16 protein-coding genes are annotated in these 20,131 nt (G+C 70.6%); 4 read left to right on the forward strand and 12 right to left on the reverse strand.

What is annotated here, in order from left to right:
• Window positions 1–20 precede the first annotated feature (20 nt).
• From AAIB33_RS09080 to AAIB33_RS09095, 4 genes are all read right to left on the reverse strand, one after another.
• A complete protein-coding gene (locus tag AAIB33_RS09080; RefSeq protein WP_345803212.1) occupies window positions 21–794 on the reverse strand; it encodes an SDR family oxidoreductase in 774 nt (257 codons plus the stop codon).
• Entirely contained in the window at window positions 791–2,206 is a 1,416-nt protein-coding gene (locus tag AAIB33_RS09085) for an MFS transporter (RefSeq protein ID WP_345803213.1), read from the reverse strand. Before AAIB33_RS09085 ends, AAIB33_RS09080 begins: the two co-directional genes overlap by 4 nt.
• Before the next feature lie 82 nt (window positions 2,207–2,288).
• On the reverse strand, window positions 2,289–3,089 hold the full coding sequence (locus AAIB33_RS09090; protein WP_345803214.1) for an IclR family transcriptional regulator: 801 nt from the start codon (window positions 3,087–3,089) through the stop codon (window positions 2,289–2,291).
• A gap of 39 nt (window positions 3,090–3,128) precedes the next feature.
• Window positions 3,129–4,199, reverse strand: coding sequence for a D-2-hydroxyacid dehydrogenase (locus AAIB33_RS09095; RefSeq protein ID WP_345803215.1), 1,071 nt, complete (start codon window positions 4,197–4,199; stop codon window positions 3,129–3,131).
• 141 nt (window positions 4,200–4,340) lie between these two features.
• Here AAIB33_RS09095 and AAIB33_RS09100 point away from each other — a divergent pair, with 141 nt between their 5' ends.
• Together AAIB33_RS09100 and gndA are read left to right on the forward strand one after the other, a co-directional pair.
• Window positions 4,341–5,216 (forward strand): NAD(P)-dependent oxidoreductase, encoded by an 876-nt coding sequence (locus AAIB33_RS09100; protein ID WP_345803216.1) that lies wholly within the window; start codon window positions 4,341–4,343, stop codon window positions 5,214–5,216.
• A 234-nt stretch (window positions 5,217–5,450) separates the two neighbouring features.
• The gene (gene gndA / locus AAIB33_RS09105) at window positions 5,451–6,938 is read left to right on the forward strand and encodes an NADP-dependent phosphogluconate dehydrogenase (RefSeq protein ID WP_345803413.1); all 1,488 of its coding nucleotides are present in this window, start codon (window positions 5,451–5,453) and stop codon (window positions 6,936–6,938) included.
• A 62-nt stretch (window positions 6,939–7,000) separates the two neighbouring features.
• On the opposite strand, the gene AAIB33_RS09110 is transcribed toward gndA, so the two are convergent.
• From AAIB33_RS09110 to AAIB33_RS09125, 4 genes are all read right to left on the reverse strand, one after another.
• The gene (locus tag AAIB33_RS09110; protein WP_345803217.1) at window positions 7,001–8,341 is read right to left on the reverse strand and encodes an FAD-binding oxidoreductase; all 1,341 of its coding nucleotides are present in this window, start codon (window positions 8,339–8,341) and stop codon (window positions 7,001–7,003) included.
• A 123-nt stretch (window positions 8,342–8,464) separates the two neighbouring features.
• Window positions 8,465–9,481: a magnesium and cobalt transport protein CorA gene (locus AAIB33_RS09115; RefSeq protein ID WP_345803218.1), complete on the reverse strand. Its 1,017-nt coding sequence runs from the start codon at window positions 9,479–9,481 to the stop codon at window positions 8,465–8,467.
• A 74-nt stretch (window positions 9,482–9,555) separates the two neighbouring features.
• Entirely contained in the window at window positions 9,556–10,287 is a 732-nt protein-coding gene (locus AAIB33_RS09120; protein ID WP_345803219.1) for an ABC transporter ATP-binding protein, read from the reverse strand.
• Window positions 10,288–10,340: 53 nt separating this feature from the next.
• On the reverse strand, window positions 10,341–11,825 hold the full coding sequence (locus AAIB33_RS09125) for an ABC transporter permease (RefSeq protein WP_345803220.1): 1,485 nt from the start codon (window positions 11,823–11,825) through the stop codon (window positions 10,341–10,343).
• Between the two features lie 207 nt (window positions 11,826–12,032).
• On the opposite strand from AAIB33_RS09125, the gene AAIB33_RS09130 reads away from it, so the two are divergent.
• Together AAIB33_RS09130 and AAIB33_RS09135 are read left to right on the forward strand one after the other, a co-directional pair.
• Window positions 12,033–12,767, forward strand: coding sequence for a response regulator transcription factor (locus AAIB33_RS09130; protein ID WP_345803221.1), 735 nt, complete (start codon window positions 12,033–12,035; stop codon window positions 12,765–12,767).
• Window positions 12,764–14,287 (forward strand): HAMP domain-containing sensor histidine kinase, encoded by a 1,524-nt coding sequence (locus AAIB33_RS09135; RefSeq protein ID WP_345803222.1) that lies wholly within the window; start codon window positions 12,764–12,766, stop codon window positions 14,285–14,287. The genes AAIB33_RS09130 and AAIB33_RS09135 overlap by 4 nt, the downstream gene beginning before the upstream one ends.
• Window positions 14,288–14,332: 45 nt before the next feature.
• Here AAIB33_RS09135 and AAIB33_RS09140 read toward each other — a convergent pair whose 3' ends face one another.
• The 4 genes from AAIB33_RS09140 to AAIB33_RS09155 form a co-directional block, all read right to left on the reverse strand.
• Window positions 14,333–15,910 carry a flavodoxin reductase gene (locus AAIB33_RS09140; protein ID WP_345803223.1) on the reverse strand — a complete coding sequence of 526 codons (1,578 nt, stop codon included), beginning with the start codon at window positions 15,908–15,910 and terminating at the stop codon, window positions 14,333–14,335.
• On the reverse strand, window positions 15,907–16,773 hold the full coding sequence (locus AAIB33_RS09145; protein ID WP_345803224.1) for an FAD:protein FMN transferase: 867 nt from the start codon (window positions 16,771–16,773) through the stop codon (window positions 15,907–15,909). The genes AAIB33_RS09140 and AAIB33_RS09145 overlap by 4 nt, the downstream gene beginning before the upstream one ends.
• Window positions 16,774–16,776: 3 nt before the next feature.
• Window positions 16,777–17,235 carry an FMN-binding protein gene (locus tag AAIB33_RS09150; protein ID WP_345803225.1) on the reverse strand — a complete coding sequence of 153 codons (459 nt, stop codon included), beginning with the start codon at window positions 17,233–17,235 and terminating at the stop codon, window positions 16,777–16,779.
• A 109-nt stretch (window positions 17,236–17,344) separates the two neighbouring features.
• Complete coding sequence (locus tag AAIB33_RS09155) at window positions 17,345–20,059, reverse strand: HAD-IC family P-type ATPase (RefSeq protein WP_345803226.1); 2,715 nt, start codon at window positions 20,057–20,059, stop codon at window positions 17,345–17,347.
• Window positions 20,060–20,131 lie beyond the last annotated feature (72 nt).

A 20,131-nucleotide genomic window follows, 5' to 3' on the forward strand; every position in this document is an offset into this window, starting at 1 on the left:
CAGGGCGCGCCCGATGCGCATCAGACCACCGCCGTCATGCCGCCGTCGACATAGAGCGTCTGGCCGTTGACGAAGTCGCTCGCGGAGCTCGCGAGGAAGACCAGCGCACCCACGAGGTCTCGAGTGCGTCCCCAGCGTCCGGCGGGCGTGCGGCCGCGCACCCACTCGGAGAACCGCTCGTCGGCGACGAGCGGCTGCGTGAGCTCCGTCTCGAAGTACCCCGGTGCGATCGCATTGGCCTGGATCCCATGCGGTGCGAGATCGGCGCAGAGCCCCTTCGTGAACATCGCGATCGCTCCCTTCGTGGCGGAGTACGGCGCGATGCCGGGACGGGCGAGCTGCGATTGCACGCTGCCGATCTGGATGAGCTTGCCCGATCCCCGCGCCACCATGCCGCGCGCCACCCGGCGGGAGACGTAGAACACGCTGGACAGATTGGTGTCCACCAGATCGGCCCAATCCTCGTCGCGGAAATCGGTGATGGGTCCACGGCGCTGGATGCCCGCATTGTTCACGAGGATGTCGGCAACGCCGTGCTCGTCCTGGAGGGCCTGGATGCCGGCATCCACCGCCAGCGGATCTGTGACGTCGAACGCCGCGCTGAAGACGGGACTCCCGACCGCCGACGAGATCTCCCCGGCCGCGCGCGCCGCCTTGCCCGCATCCCGGCCGTGCACGATCACCGTGGCGCCCGCCTCGGCGAGCCCCTCGGCCAGCGTCCGTCCGATGCCCTGGCTCGACCCCGTGATGAGGGCGATCCGGCCGTCGAGGCCGAACGCCGCGGTGCCGGTCACCATTGGACGGTGCGGATCGTCACGGTGGTGGCGCTCACGTCGTCGCCGACCTCGTCGCGCGACACCTTCACCGCGTCGTCGATTCGAGTCAGGTCGCGGCGGAGAGTTTCGGGAACGAGGAACGTGGAGGCAGTCGTGATGAGGGCGAGCGTCGCCATGTAGATCGCGAGGAGCAGCCAGTTGCCGTTGCTGACGGCGATGAGGTAGGCGCCGAGGACGCCCGCGAGACCCCCCGCGACCACGGCCGAGAGCTCCCGCGCCATCGCCACCCCGAGGTAGCGGTGGCGGTTTCCGAACAGCTCGGGGAGCATCGCGCACTGGGGTCCGAGCATCGAGTTCACACCGACCCCGATGCCGACGGCGACCACCGCGATCGCGAGGACGTAGTTGCCGAGCGACAGCAGCCACCATGCCGGGAACGAGTACACGAGGAGGAACGCCGCGCCGAAACGGTAGACCGTGCGGCGGCCGAACCGGTCGGACAGCGCCCCCGTGAGCGGAACGGAGAAGACTCCGATGAGCGAGCCGAGAGTCACGCCCCACGTCAGGAGGCTTCGGTCGGCGTCGGCGCCCACCATCGACACGAAGAAGGTGAGTGCGAGGGTGTTGAAGAGGTACGACCCGCCGTTCTCGGCCATGCGCAGTCCGATGCCCACGATCACGCCGGGAAGTCCCCGGGTGAAGATCTCGCGGATCGGGTGCTCCGCGATCTGCTCATGCTTCTCGAGCTCGACGAACGTCGGCGTCTCCCTGAGGCGCATGCGGATGAACAGCGCGACGAGGATCAGGAGGAACGACGCGAGGAACGGGATGCGCCAGCCCCAGGTGAGCAGCTGGTCCTCGGGAAGCAGCGTGATGAGGCTGAAGACGATGGCGGCCAGGAGCGTGCCGGCCTGGATGCCGACGAACGGCAGCGCGGAGAAGAAGCCGCGACGGCGCACGGGGGCGTATTCCGCCATCAGCACCGTGGCGCCCGCCTGCTCTGCACCCGCGCCGAATCCCTGTAGCAGGCGGAGCACGACGAGGAAGATCGGTGCCAGGATGCCGATCGTCTCGTAGGTGGGAAGCAGGCCGATCGCAGTCGAGGCCCCTCCCATGAGCAGGATCGTGATGACGAGCACCCACTTGCGGCCGAGGCGGTCGCCCAGGGTGCCGAAGAAGAGCCCCCCGAAGGGCCTCGCGAGGAATCCGACGCCGTACGTGGCGAACGCCGCGACGGTCGCCATCGCCGGATCGTCCTGCGGGAAGAAGAGCACGTTGAAGATCAGAGCCGTCGACAGCCCGTAGAGGGCGAAGTCGAAGTACTCGAGGGCGCTGCCGACGCTCGATGCGAGCGTCGCGCGACGCAGGTTGGCGGCGTACTCGGGGTCGTCCGTCGGCGTCGGCGCCAGGGTGGGCTTCGTGGTGCTCATGCCATCTCCTTCGATCGGCTCGCCAAGCGGCGATGTACACCACCATACCAACCTGATGAACAGAGTTCAATATGTTGAACGACTAGTTCTTCTTTCGCGCGGCAGCACTGAAGGGATTCGTCAGCGACGCAGCGACGTCGGCGAGCGCCGCCGCAACCCGTTCGACACGAGCACCGTCCGCCTCGGCCGCCGACATCCCCACGCCGAGGGCGAGCTGCGGATCCCCCGGCGCCCACGCGTCCAGCGGCACGGCAAGGCCCACGATGCCGGGGTACGACTCCTCCTCGTCCAGCGCCCAGCCGCGTGCGCGGGCCTGAGCAAGCCGCTCGAGGAGCCCGCCCAGGTCTGTGGGCGACCGGTCGGTGAGCTTGGGGAAGGGCACGTGATCCGAGAGCCGCTCGGCGACCCAGTCATCGTCGTGCACCATCAGAAGGGCTCGACCCGTCGCTGAGAGTGCCGCCGGCAGCCTCGAGCCGAGCGGTGTGCCCAGGCGGACGCCGGCGCTTCCCTCGTGGCGCGCGAGGTACAGCGCGTGCACCCCGTCGAGCATCGCGACCTGGACGAGCTCGTGCCGCAGGACCGGTGATGCGTCGCAGACGTCGTAGAACTCGCGCACCTGTTGGAACTGCGCGGCGAAGGCACCGCCGAGCTCAGCAGTGCGACGACCCAGCCGGTAGCCCGCCGCGACGCGCTCCACCATGGCCGAGGCCTCGAGGGCGAGGCAGAGGTTCGCCGTCGAGGACTTGGCGATCCCCAGCGCCGTCGCGAGCTCGGTGAGCGTGAGAGGCGACCTCGACTGGGCGAGCAGATCGAGCAGCCGGATGCTCCGCGTGACCGCGGGCGCCGGGTCGCGGCTCAGTCGATCGTCCTGTTCGTCGGCCATGCCGGATCCCTCCGCTCGTCCGCGCGGAGCCCGCGCGGGTCAGTAGAACTCGACCGTATCGACCGTGCTCCGCAGAGGAAGCCCATCCATGAGCCGTGTCGCGCTCTCGGCGAACCGGCGGGCGATGCGCTCCTCCTCCCTGCTGCTGAGGGCGGCGGTGTGGGGGCTCACGAGCACGCTCGGATGCGACCAGAGCCGAGACGCGTGCGGGAGGGGCTCGGTCTCGAAGACGTCGAGCGCCGCGAACGAGATGCGCCCGTCGTCGAGAGCCGCGAGGAGCGCCGTCTCGTCGATCACCGTGCCGCGCCCGACACTGGCCAGGATCGTGCCAGGCGTGACCGCCGACAGCAGCGTCTCGTCGATGAGGTGGTACGTCTGGTCGGTGCCCGGCAGGGTGACGACGATCGCATCGACGTTCGCGACGGCCGAGGCGAGCTCCGCGAGCGGGATCATGCGATCGACAGCGTCGACGTGAGCACCCGAGCGACTCGTTCCCCACACGCGCGCGCCGAGCGCGCGGAACCGGCGGGCGCACTCCGCCCCGATCCCGCCCAGACCCACGACGAGGACCGTCATCTCATCGAGCTGACGCATCTCCCATCGATCGGGCCATGTCCGCAGGCGCTGATCTTCGCGAAGGCGAGGGAGCCCTTTTGCGCCCGCAAGCACGCCGAACACCGCGAACTCCGCGAGCGGACCGCCGTGCACACCGGCGCTCGTGGTGAACACGATGCGGTCGAGCGCCTCCCGGTCGAGGCCTGCCGCCTTGATCTGGCTTCCGCCCCCGGCAGCAGTTGTCATGACCCATCTGAGTCGCGGGTTGGCGGCGACCGTGCGCGCCAGCGCGGACGGGTCCACATCCGGGATGCCGAACAGGGCGTCCGCGGAGTCGACGAGGTCGTCGAATGCGGCCTGCTGCGCGGGCGTGCGCTCGAAGTCCGGGTCACCAGACCAGTCGGCCGCGCCGCGCATGGGACGCATCAGGCTCTGGTCGCGGATCACCTCGACGCGCGGTTCGAGCTGCTCGATGAGCTCGCACAGCTCCTCGCGAAGCGGGACGGCAGCCACGACGCGGAGCGTCGCGACGGCGGTCTGCAATGAGTCGGTCATCCGGATCCCTTCCTCGGGCTCCGCGGGGCGGGCCGGTTCTTAGTGTAGCGGAAGTTCATTATCCTGTACAGCGTCCTATATACTGAACATGGATCGACAACCCCCGGCTCGCTCCGGGACGACTTCGAGGGAGAAGCCACGATGAGCGGAGATTCGATCGGCGTGCTGGGGCTCGGCGCGATGGGAGAGCCCATGGCGCGTCGGCTTCTCGCGGAGCACGGGCGGCTCGTGGTGCACTCGCGCCGTCGGCACGCAGCGCTCGTCGACGCCGGCGCCACGTGGGCGCCGACCCCGGCCGACCTGGCACGCCGGGTCGATGCCGTGCTGGTCATGCTCCCCGATCTGCCGGAGCTCGAGGCACAGCTCGACGGGCCCGACGGCCTCCTCGCCGGCGACCGCGAGCTGCTGCTCATGATCGGCTCGACTTCCTCACCGCTCGGCGTCCGCACGCTCGCCGAGAAGGTCGGCCGCCGCACCGATGGCCGGGTGAGGGTCGTCGACAGCCCTGTGTCCGGCGGCACGGACGGCGCCTCGGCGGGGACGCTGTCGATCATGCTGGGCGGAGACCCGGTCGACACCGATCGCGCAGCCGCACTCCTCGCCCCGTGCGGCAACCCCGTCCGCCTCGGTCCCCTCGGTGCCGGCGAGGTCGCGAAGGCGTGCAATCAGCTGATCGTGGCATCCACGATCCTCGCGCTCGGCGAAGCGACCGTGCTCGCCGAGAGGTCGGGGATAGACCCGCGCGCACTCTGGGACCTCCTCGGCGACGGGTACGCGGGGTCGAACCTGCTCACGAGCCGCAAGGAGCGGCTCGTGACGGGGGACGACTCCCCCAGCGGGGCCGCCCGCTACATGATCAAGGACCTGGGCTTCGCGACCGACGTCGCCGACGACACGGCGACGGCCGCCGTCATGCTGCCCGCCGTGCGCTCGGCGTTCGAGGAGCTGGTCGCTGCCGGCCTCGGCGACCGCGACATCGCCGTCGTCCGGCGCTTCATCTCCGAGCGCCCGGCGTGACGGCCGATCACAACACCACTCGTCCCCCGGTGAGAATCACGCCCACCGGGCGTAACACCGGTGCGGCAAACTCTAGGCTTGATGTCAACCCCTGCGCGATCGATTCAAGGAGCACGTGTGTCTGAGACACCTTCGAATACCGAGCCCGCCGTCCAGACCCAGATCTGCACAGATCGTGACCAGGCCCCCGACGAGGCGGCCACCGTCCACGAGGGGGCACCCGCTCCCGAGGACGTGCGTCGTCCTGCCCCCACTCCCGAGGGACCGGATGCCGCACACGCGGCGACCGCGAACATCGGCGTCGTCGGGCTTGCCGTCATGGGCTCCAACCTGGCCCGCAACCTCGCCAGCCGCGAGGGCAACACGGTCGCGGTGTTCAACCGCAGCCGTTCCAAGACCGACGAGCTGGTGGCCGAGCACCCCGAGGCGGAGTTCGTCCCCGCGTTCTCGTACGACGAGTTCGCCGCCCGACTCACGAAGCCCCGCACGGCCGTGATCATGGTCAAGGCCGGCCGCCCCACCGACGCCGTCATCGACTCGCTCCTCGAGGTCTTCGAGCCCGGCGACATCATCGTCGACGGCGGCAACGCGCTGTTCAGCGACACGATCCGCCGCGAGAAGGCCGTCCGCGAGACCGGCGTGAACTTCGTCGGCATGGGCGTCTCCGGTGGCGAGGAGGGCGCGCTCAACGGCCCGTCGCTCATGCCCGGCGGACCCGACGAGTCGTGGGTCACGCTCGGCCCCATCCTGCGCTCGATCGCCGCCGTCGCCGAGGGCGAGCCCTGCGTCACGCACGTCGGCCACGACGGCGCCGGCCACTTCGTCAAGATGGTGCACAACGGCATCGAGTACGCCGACATGCAGCTCATCGCGGAGGCGTACGACCTCATCCGCCGCGGCACCGGCAAGACCCCCGCCGAGATCGCCGACGTCTTCGCCGAATGGAACACGGGCGAGCTCGAGTCGTACCTCATCGAGATCACCGCCGAGGTGCTCCGGCAGATCGACGCCGAGACGGGCAACCCGCTCGTCGACGTCATCGTCGACCAGGCCGGCGCCAAGGGCACCGGGGCCTGGACGGTGCAGACGGCCCTCGACCTGGGCGTCCCCGTGTCGGGCATCGCCGAGGCGACCTTCGCCCGGTCGCTGTCGAGCCATCCCGAGCAGCGCGCCGTGTCGCTCGGCCTCCCCGGCCCCGACGTGCACCTCGAGGCCGACGACGCCGACGCGTTCATCGAGGATGTCCGCCTCGCCCTGTTCGCGTCGAAGATCGTCGCCTACTCGCAGGGCTTCGACGAGATCCGCGCCGGCGCCGCCGAGTACGACTGGACCATCGACCTCGGCGCGATCTCGAAGATCTGGCGCGCCGGATGCATCATCCGCGCCCAGTTCCTCAACCGCATCGCCGACGCGTACGACGCCGAGCCCGAGCTGCCCGTGCTGCTCACCGCCCCGTACTTCGTCGAGGCGCTGCAGCGCGCCCAGGCCGCGTGGCGCCGTATCGTCACGGCAGCCGCGACAGCCGGCATCCCCGCCCCGGCCTTCTCGTCGTCGCTCGCGTACTACGACGGCCTGCGCGCCGAGCGCCTGCCGGCGGCCCTCATCCAGGGCCAGCGCGACTTCTTCGGTGCGCACACCTACAAGCGCATCGACAAGCCGGGCACCTTCCACACCCTGTGGTCGGGCGACCGCACCGAGATCGAGGCCGAAGACACGCACTGACGCACCGCGTCCACACGAAAGCCCGAGCCGCACCGGCTCGGGCTTTCGTCGTCATGTGGCCGTCAGGCGGGAATCACGTTGTGGTTGCGTGCGAAGAGATTGCGCGGATCCCACGTCGCCTTCACCGCGGCGAGGCGGGCCATCGTCGTCGCCGGATACATACGGTGGGCGAAGTCGGGATCGGTCGTGGTCGAGAAGTTGCCGTACACGCCCTGACCGCGTTCCTCGATCGCGGCCCATGCGCCCTCGAGCCGGCCGCGTTCGGCGTCGTCGACGAGGCCGGGGATGTCGAACGCGCCGGCCATCGCGAACCAGGTCGCATCCCGTGCCGGGAACGGCGTCGCGTCCTGCTCGACGTCGCCGAAGGCACCGCCGAGCGAGCGGAAGAAGATGACGGAGGCGGGCGTGCTCTCGCGGAAGGACGCGAATCGGTCGATCAGGTCGTCGTCGAGCTTTCTGACGAGCGTGTTGCCGCCGATGAAGCCGGGAAGCGGCTGATCGGGATCCGGCATCGGCGCGTCGAGCAGGATGTCGGGATACGCGCGGACGCCGATCTCCCTCTCGCTCACGCCGTCGAGATCGAGCAGCGGTGCGAGCGCGGCGCGCAGCGCGCCCTCGTCGTCGCCCGCCCAGCACGCCGAGATCGTCGCACCCGCCGGCGCGCTCGGGTCCATCGCGGGCACGTCCATGTATGAGGCGGTCAGCTCGCGCGGGGCAGTGGCGAGCACATCGCGAAGCGCCGCGAGGATGGGGCGCGCATCCCCCGACACCCCCAGCTCGGCCCAGACGACCGCCGCGAGGTCGTGCGCGCGGAAGTCGAACCGCGTCACGACGCCGAAGTTGCCGCCTCCGCCGCGAAGCGCCCACAGCAGTTCGGGATGCGAGGCCTCCGTCACCTCGACGACCTCGCCCTCGGCCGTGACGAGCTGCGCGCCGACGAGCTGATCGGCGGCGAGCCCCCAGGCCCGCACCATCCAGCCGATGCCCCCGCCGAGCGTGAGTCCGCCGACCCCGACGGACGCCGTGTCGCCCGAGCTGATGCCGACGCCGTGCTCGCTGAGGACCTGGGCGACGTCACCCCAGCGCGCTCCCCCGCCGATCCGGACGAGCGCGCCGCCCTCGGGATCGCCGACGACCTCGACGGAGTCGAGCGCGGAGAGGTCGATGAGCACGCCGTCGTCGAGCGTGGACCACGCGCTGTGCCCGCCGCCGCGCACGACGGCGGGCCGACGGGATGCCGCCGCGAAGCGCACGGCCTCGCTGACGTCGTCGAGGTTCGAGACGCGGACGATGACGTCGGGACGCCCGGTGCCGGCATGCGAGGCGCGAGCGGCGTCCCAGCCCTGGTCCTCGGCGGCGAGAACCGCTCCGGAGACGGAAGTGCGCAGGGGTGCGATATCCATAGCCAGGACGCTACCGCTGTCCTCCGACACCGGGACAGGACGTTCTGCCGACGTAGGCGCTCCTCTCGGTCGACCATTCTGCGCCGGCGGGAACAGGAGCTGCGGCACAGGCGGAGCGGGCGGTCACAGCCAGCCGCGGCGCTTGAAGATCAGGTACAGCGTCGCGCTCGTCGCGACCATGAGACACAGCGCCATCGGGTAGCCCCACGGCCAGGAGAGCTCCGGCATGTAGTGGAAGTTCATGCCGTAGATCGTCCCGACGAGCGTCGGCGCGAAGAGGATCGCGGCCCACGACGAGACCTTCTTCACCTGGTCGTTCTGCGTGATGCTGTGCTCGGTCATGCGACGCATGGCGTCGTTGTTGGCCTGCTCGACGAGCGTCGCATGCACGCCGAGTGCCGACTCGAGCGTGTGGCGGAAGGCGTCGACGCGGTCGGTGACGTGGCGCGCGCTGTCCTCGAGCTCGCGGAACACGGGGGCCGAGGCATCCTGAACCGTCTCCGCGAGGATGTCGCGCACCCGCTCGAGCATGTCCGGAAGCGGCGCCGTCGCATGCTGGAGGTCGATGACCTCGCGCTGCAGCTTGAAGATGCGGCGCGAGACGCCCTCGCCGTGCGAGAAGAGCTGGTCCTCGATCTCGTCGATGTCGTTCTCGACGCCGTCGAGCACGGGTCCGTAGCCGTAGAGCACGTGCTCGACCATGCCCCACAGGACGCCGAACGGCCCGCGGGCGAGCACCTGGGGGTGGTGCTCGGCGAGCTTGTCGCGCACGACGGCGTCGTCGACGCGGTCGTCGCTGTCCACGGTGAGCACGTAATCGGGGCCGATGAACAGGTCGATCTCGGAGCACTCGACGGTCTCGCGATCGTCGTAGTAATGCGCGGGCTGGAGGACGACGAAAGTCATGTCGTCGTAGCGCTCGAGCTTGCTGCGCTGGTGCCCCTTGAGGCAGTCGCGCACGGCGAGGGGATGCAGGCCCAGAATGCCCGCCAGGCGCTCGAGGTCGTCGGGATCGGTGCGGCTGAGCGAGATCCAGGCGATCCCGCCGCGGGATCGGGCCTCGCGGAGCGCCTCCTCGGCATCCTTCGGGTCGCCGACGCGGGCCCCGTCGACGTAGACCCACGACTCGATGAGCGCCATGCTGCAACCCTAAGTCCGGGCGTCGCACCGTCCGCGCACGGCCGACGGGGACCGGCCGTGCGCGGACCGTGGTGTCAGCCGCCGGTGATGTCGCGGACCGTGCCCCGCTCGAGGCGCAGGCGGCGGCGCGCGCGCCGCGCGACGGCGGAGTCGTGCGTCACCACGAGAAGGGTCAGTCCCTCGGCGTTGAGCGTCTCGAGCACGGCGAGGATCTCGTCCCGCATGCTCTCGTCGAGGTTGCCGGTCGGCTCGTCGGCCAGCAGGACGCGCGGGCGCTTCACGATCGCGCGCGCGATCGCGACGCGCTGCTGCTGTCCGCCGGACAGCTCACCGGGGCGGTGATCGGCCCGGTCGGCGAGGCCGACGTGCGTGAGCGCCTCCGTGACTCGTTCGCGGCGCTCGGAGCCGGGCAGCCCGAGCGGCTCGAGCGCCATGTCGACGTTCTCGTGCGCGGTGAGCGTCGGGATGAGATTGAACCCCTGGAAGACGAATCCGATCTCCTCGGCGCGCAGCCGGCCGAGCTGCGCGTTCGACGCCGTCGCGATGTCGGTGTCGCCGAGGATCACGGAGCCCGTCGAGGGCCGGTCGAGGGCGCCGAGCAGCTGCAGGAGCGTCGATTTGCCGCCGCCCGTGGGCCCCTGAATGGTCACGAAGTCGCCCGCGGCGATCTCGAGATCGACGCCCGTGAGGGCCTTCACGATGCGTCCCTTCTGCTGATACGTCCGCGTCACGCCGGTGAGCCGGTAGGCGGGCGCGAGGGGCGCCGGGGGTGCGAGCTCGGCGGGCGAGCTGTCGGTGATCGTCATGGCTTCGTCTCCTGTCGTGGGTGCCTGTTCCGGAATCGTGTCCATGGGATGCCTCACGCGACCGATCGCAGGGCTTCGGCCGGGCTCAGCCGGGCGGCGCGCCACCCGCCGAAGGCGCCGGCGATGAGGCCGCCGAGGGTCGCGAGCCCCACGGCGGCGACGACGACCCACACCGTCACGGGAGCCGTGAGCACGATGTCGGTCGCGGTGTTCGACATCGCCTGGAGGAATCCGCCGCCCCCCGGGCCGCCGCCGGGACCGCCGCCCGGACCCGACTGCGCCGCGGGCGCCGACGAGATCGTGGGCTGGATGATGTTGATCGCGAGGATGCCGGCGAGGCCGATGATGAGACCCACCGCGCCCCCGATGAGCCCCTGCACGACCGACTCGCCCGCCACCTGGCCGACGACGCGGCCGTTCGACCAGCCGATCGCCTTGAGGGTGCCGAACTCCCGGGTGCGGCGCGAGACGCCGGAGATCGTGAAGAGCACGGCGAGCACGACGGCGACGCCGAGCACGAGGATCGACAGCCACGTGCCGAGGTTGGTGATGAGCGAGGTCGCGCTGGAGAGCGAGCTCGAGACGGTCGAGGCGAGGTCGGACTGCGAGCTCACGGTGGCGTCGGGCAGCTCCTTCTCGATCGCCGCCTGCACTGTCGCGATGTCCTCGGCCGACGAGGCCTGCACGTACACCGTCGAGACGACGTCGCCCGACCCGGAGAGGGCCTGCGCGACATCCAGCGGGATGTAGACGTTCGCCGCGGTGTCGGCCGTGCTGCCGGTGGAGGCGACGATGCCGACGATCTGCATGTCGGTGCCCCCCACGTCGATCGTGCCTCCCACCGCGAGGTCGCTCGACGTCGCGTAGGTCTGGTCGAGGACCGCGACATCCTGACCCTTGTCGTCGGTCGAGAGCGCGCGACCGTCGACCACCGAGACGGCCGACAGCGGTCCGACCTCCGCGTGGGAGGCGTCGATGCCGAGCACCGTGAACGCGTCGACGTCGAACGAGCCGCCGCCGAAGCCGCCGCCCTGCGCGCCCTGGTCGCCCTGGTCGCCCGAGGGAGGCTGCTGCTGCGTGCCGTCGGTCGTGCCCGTGCCGCCGTCGGTGGGACGCTGCGGGAGCTCGCCGTTGAACGTGGTGTTGGTGAGCGAGAGGGCTCCGGATGCCGCCGCCACGCCGTCGACCGAGGCGACGGTGTCGACCGTCGACGAGTCGAGCGTGCCGCGCATGAAGTCGGTCATGAGCCGCGACTGGCTGATGTTCGTCGTGCCGTCGTCGGTCGTCGAGCCGTCGTCCTGGCCGAAGTCGAACTGCCGGCCCCCGCCCTCGCCGGGCTGCGACTGGGCCCCCGTCACGGTGAGGTCGGTGCCCACCCCGTAGACCGATTGGAGCGCCTGCGTCTGCGCGGCGCTCACGCCGGCGGACAGGGCGTTGACGATGATGACGAGCGCGATCGCGATGGCGAGGCCGGTCGCGACGATGATCGTCTGCTTCTTGCGGCCGGCCAGCTCCCGCCGCAGATAGGTCCAGTACATGGGTCTCCTCTCGGCAGGCGAAGGGCCGGCCGTCAGCGACGACGGTAGGAAGGGCGTCGATGGGCGCGTCCAGGGCGAGCTATGACCGTCTTATGAGCGGCAGCGCCCAGCGTCGGGGCGCAGCATCCCGAATCCTCTTCCCCTTTCACAGGCCACGCATAGGATTCCCCATAGGAGTCGCAAAGGAAGGCGGCTCAGGATGGTGGCATGACCGTGACAGCTCCCGTTCCCGCTCTGCACCGACCCGACGGCTCGGCGCTCCGAGTGCTCGTGGTCGACGACGAGCAGATGCTCACCGATCTGCTCTCCATGGCGCTGCGCATGGAGGGATGGGACGTCCGCACGGCGGCCTCCGGCTTCCAGGCCCTGCAGGCGGCGCGCGACTTCGATCCCGACGCCATGGTGCTCGACATCATGATGCCCGACCTCGACGGCATGGCTGTGCTGCAGCGACTGCGCCAGTCGGGAAACGATGTGCCCGTGCTGTTCCTCACCGCCAAGGATGCCGTGAGCGACCGCGTGGCGGGGCTCACCGCGGGCGGCGACGACTACGTCACGAAGCCGTTCAGCCTGGAGGAGGTCGTGGCACGCCTCCGCGGGCTCATGCGCCGGGCCGGCACGGCGCTCGCGAGCGATGCCGAGCCCATCCTGCGCGTCGGCGACCTGTCGCTCAACGAGGACAGCCACGAGGTCGAGCGCTCCGGCGACGAGATCGAGCTGACGGCGACCGAGTTCGAGCTGCTCCGCTACCTCATGCGCAACCAGCGCCGGGTCGTGTCGAAGGCGCAGATCCTGGATCGCGTGTGGAACTACGACTTCGGCGGGCGCTCGAGCGTCGTCGAGCTGTACATCTCGTACCTCCGCAAGAAGATCGACCAGGGCCGTGAGCCGCTCATCCACACCGTGCGCGGCGTCGGCTACATGATCAAAGCCCCGCAGTGACCGTCTCAGCCCCCGTCGATCGGCCGCGGCGCAAGCGCCGACCATGGAGCCTGCAGACGCGGCTCATGGTCACCATCACGGGCATCGTGGCGCTCATCCTCGTGGGCATCGCGGTGGCGATCAGCGCGTCGCTCGGGCAGATCCTGCAGGTGAACCTCGACGCGAAGCTGCAGCAGACCGCGAGCCTGACGGTCCAGACGTACCAGCGGATGCAAGCCCCTTTCGGCAGCGGCGCCACTGTCACGGCCGCCGACACCCTCGCCCAGGTACGACAGCAGGGGACGCTGTTCATCGTGCGGCCCTTCAACGGTGCGGCGTCGGGGGCCGTCGTGGAGTCCGACGGCACCGTGACCGAGCTCAGCGACGACCAGATCGATGAGGTGCTGGGCCAGCTCACGCGCGCGGGGTTCGATTCGATCGACATCCACGGACTCGGCGAGTATCGCGTCTTCGCGGCCCAGCTGCAGGGCTCGGGCGTGGTCGTCGGCCTTCCTCTCAGCGAGGTGCAGAGCACCATCGCCCAGATCGTCGCGGCGATCCTCATCGTCACGGCCGCGGGGCTCCTCCTCGTCGCCGCCGCCATCGTGCTCATCGTCCGCCGCGGGTTACGGCCTCTGCGCGCCGTCGCCGACACGGCGACGCGCGTCGCGTCGCTGCCGCTGTCGGAGGGCGCCGTCTCCATCGAGGAGCGCGTGCCTGCAGGGGAGGCCGACGAGCGCACCGAGATCGGCCGCGTCGGCCACGCCCTCAACACGCTTCTCGACCACATCGACTCCTCGCTCGACGCACGCCAGCGCAACGAGGAGCGGATGCGGCGCTTCGTCGCCGACGCGAGCCATGAGCTGCGCACTCCCCTGGCCTCGATCCGCGGATACAGCGAGCTGTCGCTGCGCGCGATCCGCCAGGCGGAGACGAGCGGGGGCTCCGTGCGGATGACGGTCGACACGGCGGGGCAGTCCCTCGAGCGCATCCAGGCGCAGTCGCTGCGCATGACGACGCTCGTCGAAGACCTCCTGCTGCTCGCGCGCCTCGACGAGGGCCAGGAGCTCGTCTACGGAAGCGTCGACCTCACGCGCCTCGCGATCGAGGCCGTCTCGGACGCGCGGCCCGCCGGACCCGATCACGAGTGGGTGCTCGAGGTGGGTGAGGAGCCCGTCGTCATCGCCGGCGACGCCGGCCGCCTGCATCAGGTCGCGGCGAACCTCCTCGCCAACGCCCGTACGCACACGCCCGAGGGCACGACCGTGACCGTCAGCGTCGGGCGCGACGGCCACGACGCCGTGCTGCGCGTGCACGACGACGGCCCCGGGGTCGACCCCGCCGTCAAGGACGAGCTGTTCGAGCGCTTCTCGCGCGCCGACCGCTCCCGCGCCCGCAAGACGGGCGGCACGGGCCTCGGCCTGTCGATCGCGAAGGCCATCGTCGATGCGCACGGCGGCACGATCTCGGTCGCGAGCGTTCCGGGCGACACGACGTTCGAGGTGCGCCTCCCGGCCCGGCCGGCCGACCCTCCGGCCTGACGCCCGGGACCGGGCGGACGCGGACGGGGCGCGGCAGGGCGTGGGTCAGTAGCCGGAGAAGGCGTCGGTCACGATCGACCGGGCCTTCTCGAGCGCGGGCGCGAGCTCGGCGATCAGTCCGGGCGGGCCCGAGATGTAGGCGTGGCGCGATGCGATGTCGGGCACGACACGCAGGAGTCCCTCCGCGTCGAGCCGGACTCCCTGCGCCCACATCCAGTGCCGCGGGAGGTCGGCGGGCCGGTCGCGCGTGAAGACGACGACGGGGACTCCGGATGCCTCGAGCTCGGCGCGGAACGCGAGCTCGGACGCCTCCGACGCGACGTAGACGAGCACGACGTCGCGGTCGTCGCCGGCGAGGCGCTGATGGCGGAGCTGCGACGCGAAGGGCGTGATGCCGATGCCGGCGGCGACCATGAGGACGGGGGCCGAGCTGCGCTTGGGCAGCACGAAGTCGCCCCACACGCCGGTGACGGCGAGGGCTCCCCCGGGCTGCACCTCCGCGAGCGCCTTCTTGTACGAGCTCTGCGGCTTGGCGCCGGGCCCCGACACTTCGCGGAAGGCGACCGAGAGCTCGGGCAGGTCTTCCGGCGCCGAGGCGATGCTGAACTCCCGGCGCGTGCCGCGGGCATCGGGATGCCGGTGCGGCACGTCGAGCTCCAGGTACTGGCCCGGCAGGAACGCGAGGCGGCTGTGCGTGCGGAACGTCAGCTGCTTCACCGTCGGAGTCAGCTCGGTGCGCGAGACGAGCGTCAGCTTGACGGCCGAGCGCAGCGAGAACGCGAAGACGAACGCGACGGCGTTGCCGATGAGGAGCGCGCGCTCCTGGCCGAGCGTGATCTGGCCGATCGGGATGGGCCAGCCGGCGAGCACGCCGACGACGATCGCGACGGTGAACTGCTGCCAGCGGCGCGGCGGCATCGTGAGCGGCTCCGAGAGCATGAATGCGCCGAGGAACAGGAACGGCGATGCCCAGAGGATCTGCCAGAACACCGTCCAGGGATCGAAGGCGAGCCCGGCCGACTGGTACTGCGCCGACGTGCGGAGCACGCCGACGGCGACCGCGACGACGAGGAACACGGTCACGACCCGCACCTTCTCGGTGCGCAGCAGCACGAGTGCGCCGAGCAGCACGACAGGTCCCGCGAGGATCGGAGTGCCGATCCACCACGACGACGCGCCGAGTTCGGGCACCCACACGCTCACGATCGTGAGCACGGCGGCGCCGACGGCGGCGGGGTTGAAGATGTGGCGCCCGCGCCAGGCAAGGACGTACTTGGAGAGGGATGCGACGAACCCGGCGAACGCGATCCCCACGAGCGGCAGCAGCTCGACCGTGGGGCGGAGGACGAAGAGCAGGATGCCTGCCGTGATGAGCGACGACTCGATGCGCCACGGAAGCTTGAGGATCGCCTGCGCCGCCGCGTCCGTCGCCGCGCACACAACCGCGAGCACGGCGGCCGTCACGATCAGCTCGATCCAGGTCGGCGCCACGACCCCCGCGAAGGACACGACGAGTGCGACCCCCGCGAGCGCGACGAGGCTCAGGAACACGAGGCGGTACATCGAGACGCGTCCCAGCACCGCGAAGACGCGGTTCCAGAGCGAGGTGAGGGATCCGATCACGTGAACAACTCTGCCTTACTGCCCGCAGACCACTCGACGCGGCCGTCGCTCGTCATGCGCACCCACTCCACGCCCCACTCGTGCGCGAGGCGCGGTCCGCCGTCGAAGAACAGCGCCGTCGCGACCGCGTCGGCCCGCATGGCGGTGGGCGCGACGGCCCACGTCGCGACGATCGAGCGCACGGGATGCCCCGTCCGCGCGTCCAGCACGTGGTGAAGGCCGTCGCCCCACGCGCGCCGGTTGATCGCGGACGCGCAGAGCGCGGCATCCCGGATCTCCAGGACGCCGATCGCGCGACGCGCGTCGAAGGGATGCTCCAGCCCGATGCGCTGCGGCGCTCCGCGCATCGCCATGTCACCCCCCGCGTCCACCACGACGTCGGTGGCGGCCCACGGGGCGAGGGCGTCGAGCACGAGGTCGACGAGACGCCCCTTGCCGAGCGCGCCGACATCGAGGAGGGAGGGCGCGTCGAGGCGCAGCATCCCGTTCCCCCAGTGCACGAGGGTCCGCCACGGCGGGGCCGGCGCTGCTCCCCCGTCCACGAACGAGTAGATCGCGTCGTAGCCCCGGCGGGCGAGCGTCTCGCCGACGAGCGGATTCACGGCGTCGTCGGTCGCTGACGAGAGCTCGGCGTACGCGTCGAGCATCGCCGCCGCGTCGGGCGGCGCGGGGGTGGACCCGCCGGTCGCCGCGAGCCGCGACACGAGCGAGTCGGCTCGGAAGCGCGACCAGGCCGCGTCGAAATCGCCGATGCACCGCTCGACCGCCGAACGGGCATCGCCCGGTAGAGGCTCGCGCGTCTCGATCTGCCAGACGGTGCCGATCGCGTCGAACCGCCAGACCGCAGGCCCGACCCCGGACACGCGTCAGGCTGCCGCTTCGACCTTGATCTGCTCGATGGCGTCGTTGAAGCCGCCGCTCGTGAGCGATGAGCCGGCGACGCGGCTGACCGAGATGGCATCGATGTCCTGGCCCACGACGACGTCGGCGATGCCGCCGATGAACTTGCTCTGGTACTCCTTCGACTCCCGCGCCTTCGGGTTGCCGGTGACCTCGACGTCGGTGATGACGTCGTTCTCTAGCGTGACGGTGACGCTGATCGTCTCGACGGACTCGGGCGTCGTGTACGCGCCCTGGGCCGTGTACGTGCCGTCGGTGTAGCTTCCGGAGCCCGTCGTGGTTCCCGAGCCGGAGTCGTTCGAGCCGGTGTCGGCGCTCGAGGTCGAGTCGGTCGCGGAGCAGCCCGCGAGGGCGATGGCTCCGGCGACGCCGACGACGGCGGCGCCGACACGGAGCGGGCGGGGTACGGCGGTGGTGCGGATCATGAGCGGTCCTCTTCTGTCGTGCCTCGTGGCCTGCAAGCCACGCTAGGGGACACGACGCGAAGGCTCCGCCGGTTCAGCTATGAAGACCCTTTGAATGCGAGCGCATGGATCAGCGACTCCGGCCGCGGAACACCGCCTTCAGCACCTCGACGGCGAAGAAGATCGCGATCGACAGCACGAGCGGCAGGATCCAGGATGCCGCGGCCAGCGGCTCGGACTCGAAGAGCGTGTTCATGACGGGGACGTAGGTGAAGATCACCTGCAGCACGATGAGCGCGGCGGCCGAGATCCAGATCATCCGGTTGCCGCGGAAGAGGTCGCCCGTGATGCTCGAGCGCGACATGAAGCGGCAGTTGAGCAGGTAGGCGAGCTGGCCGAGGGCGAGCATGAGGACGGCCTCCGTGCGCGCGTACGCCACGTCGGTCCCGGTCGCCGCGACGCCGTAGAAGACGCCCATCGCGGCACCGCCGATGAGGACCGACACGATGAGCACGAATGCGAGCTCGCTGCCGTCGATGATGGGCCCGCCCGTCTTGCGCGGCCGGCGCGTCATGATGTCCTTCTCCGCCGGCTCGTACGCGAGCGCGAGCGACAGCGTGACGGCGGTGACCATGTTGACCCAGAGCACCTGCACCGAGGTGAGGGGCAGCGTGAGCCCGAAGACCACGGCGATCAGGATGACGAGCGACTGCGCGCCGTTCGTCGGCAGGAGGAAGACGATCGACTTGCGGAGATTGTCGTAGATGCGCCGTCCCTCGGCGATCGCGCTGCGGATCGTCGCGAAGTTGTCGTCGGCGAGGACGACCTCGGCCGCTTCCTTCGTCGCTTCGGTGCCCTTGATGCCCATCGCGATCCCGACGTTCGCGCGCGTGAGGGCAGGTGCGTCGTTGACGCCGTCGCCCGTCATGGCCACGACCTCGCCGTGCGACTGAAGGGCCCGGACGATGCGGATCTTGTGCTCGGGGCTCGTGCGCGCGTAGACGTCGACGTCGCGCACGACCTCCTTGAGCTGCTCCTGGCTGAGCGCCTCGAGGTCGGCGCCCGTGAGCACACGCACGTCGTCGCCGCGGACGAGTCCCATTTCGCGGCCGATCGCGAGCGCGGTGCCCGCGTGGTCGCCCGTGATCATCTTCACCTTGATGCCCGCCGTGTGGCAGTCGGCGATCGCGTCGATCGCCTCGGGGCGCGGCGGATCGACGATGCCCCACACGCCGAGGAACTCCAGGCCTTCGAGATCCTCGACGGCGATGCCGTCGACATCGGCGCCGACGGGCTTGCGTGCGGCGGCGAGGACGCGCAGGCCCTGCGCGCTCAGCTCGTCGATGACCGCCTCCCAGCGGACGAGGTCGAGCGCCTGGGGTCCCGCTGGCCCGCGCTGCGAGCCCGAGCGCTCGAGCAGGCGGTCGGGCGCGCCCTTCACGAGGATCGCCCGCGATCCGTCGGCGCCCTGGTTGAGCGTCGCCATGAACTTGTTCGCCGAGTCGAAGGGGATGACTCCGACGCGCGTCGAGCCGCCGGGATCGAGGCGACCCTTCATCGCGACCACCTTGAGGGCGCCCTCCGTCGGCTCGCCGACGAGCTGCCACCTCGGCGCCTCCCCCGAACCCGCCGCCTGGTCGGACTGGACGATGTGCGCATCGTTGCACAGAGACGCCACCGCGAGCACGGCGGTGAGGTCGCCGCCGAGGCGCGCGTCTCCGACGGGCCGGATCTCACCCGTCGGGTCGTACCCGAGCCCCGTGACGTCGTAGGCGGCGATGGGCGTCACGATGCGCCGCACCGTCATCTCGTTCTTGGTGAGCGTGCCGGTCTTGTCGGAGCACACCGTCGTGACCGACCCGAGCGCCTCGACGGCGGGGAGCTTCCGGGTGATGGCGTTCTGCCGGGCCATCTGCTGCACGCCGAGCGCGAGCGTGATCGTCACGAGCGCCGGGAGCCCCTCGGGGATCGCCGCGACGGCGAAGCCGATCGCCGCCGAGATGAGCTCGTCGAAGGGCATCTGGTGGAGGAAGCGGCCGATCATGAGCATGACGGCCGCCATGCCCAGGATCACGATCGTGAGGACCCGCCCGAAGTAGTCGAGCTGCTGCGTGAGCGGCGTCGCGAGCTCGCCCGCCTCGTCGGCGAGGCTCTGGATCTTGCCGATCTCGGTCGTCACGCCGGTGCCCGTGACGATCCCGCGCCCCTGGCCGGCCGACACGATCGTGCCGGAGAACGCCATCGACGTCCGGTCGCCGACGCCGGCGTCAGCGGACACCGGGTCGACCTTCTTCGACGCGGGCACAGACTCTCCGGTGAGGGCCGACTCGTCGATGCGCAGCTGAAAGGCCTGCAGCAGCCGGACGTCGGCGGGCACCTTGTCGCCCGGCATGAGACGGATCACGTCGCCCGGAACCAGCTCCGCCGCGGGCACGGTCGCCCAGGCGCCGTCGCGCCGGGCCGAGGCATCCGCCGACAGCATCCCCCGGATGCCGGCGAGCGCCTTCTCGGCGCGGCCCTCCTGGATGTAGCCGATGATCGCGTTGATGATCGCGACCGCCATGATCACCCAGAAGTCGAGCCAGTCGCCCATGACGGCCTTGATGACGGCGGCGGCGATGAGGATGTAGATGAGCGTGTCGTTGAAATGCGCCAGGAACCGGACGATCGCCGGCTTGCGCGCGGGTTCCGGCAGCTCGTTGCGTCCGACGATGCCGAGGCGTGTCGCGGCATCCTGCGTCGTCAGCCCGCGCTCATCGGTGCGCAGCTCGCGCACCACCTCATCGACGTCGAGCGCGAACGGGCGCGCGACGACGAGATCCGCCTCGGTGACCTGAGCTGCCATGCGGCTTCCCTTCGACAGGGTCAGGCTAAAGCACGTGGCGACTCCGACGCGCGGGCGCGACGGGGCGGCCCG

Origin of the sequence: Microbacterium sp. AZCO (genome assembly GCF_039614715.1) — a bacterium.
Lineage (GTDB): Bacteria > Actinomycetota > Actinomycetes > Actinomycetales > Microbacteriaceae > Microbacterium.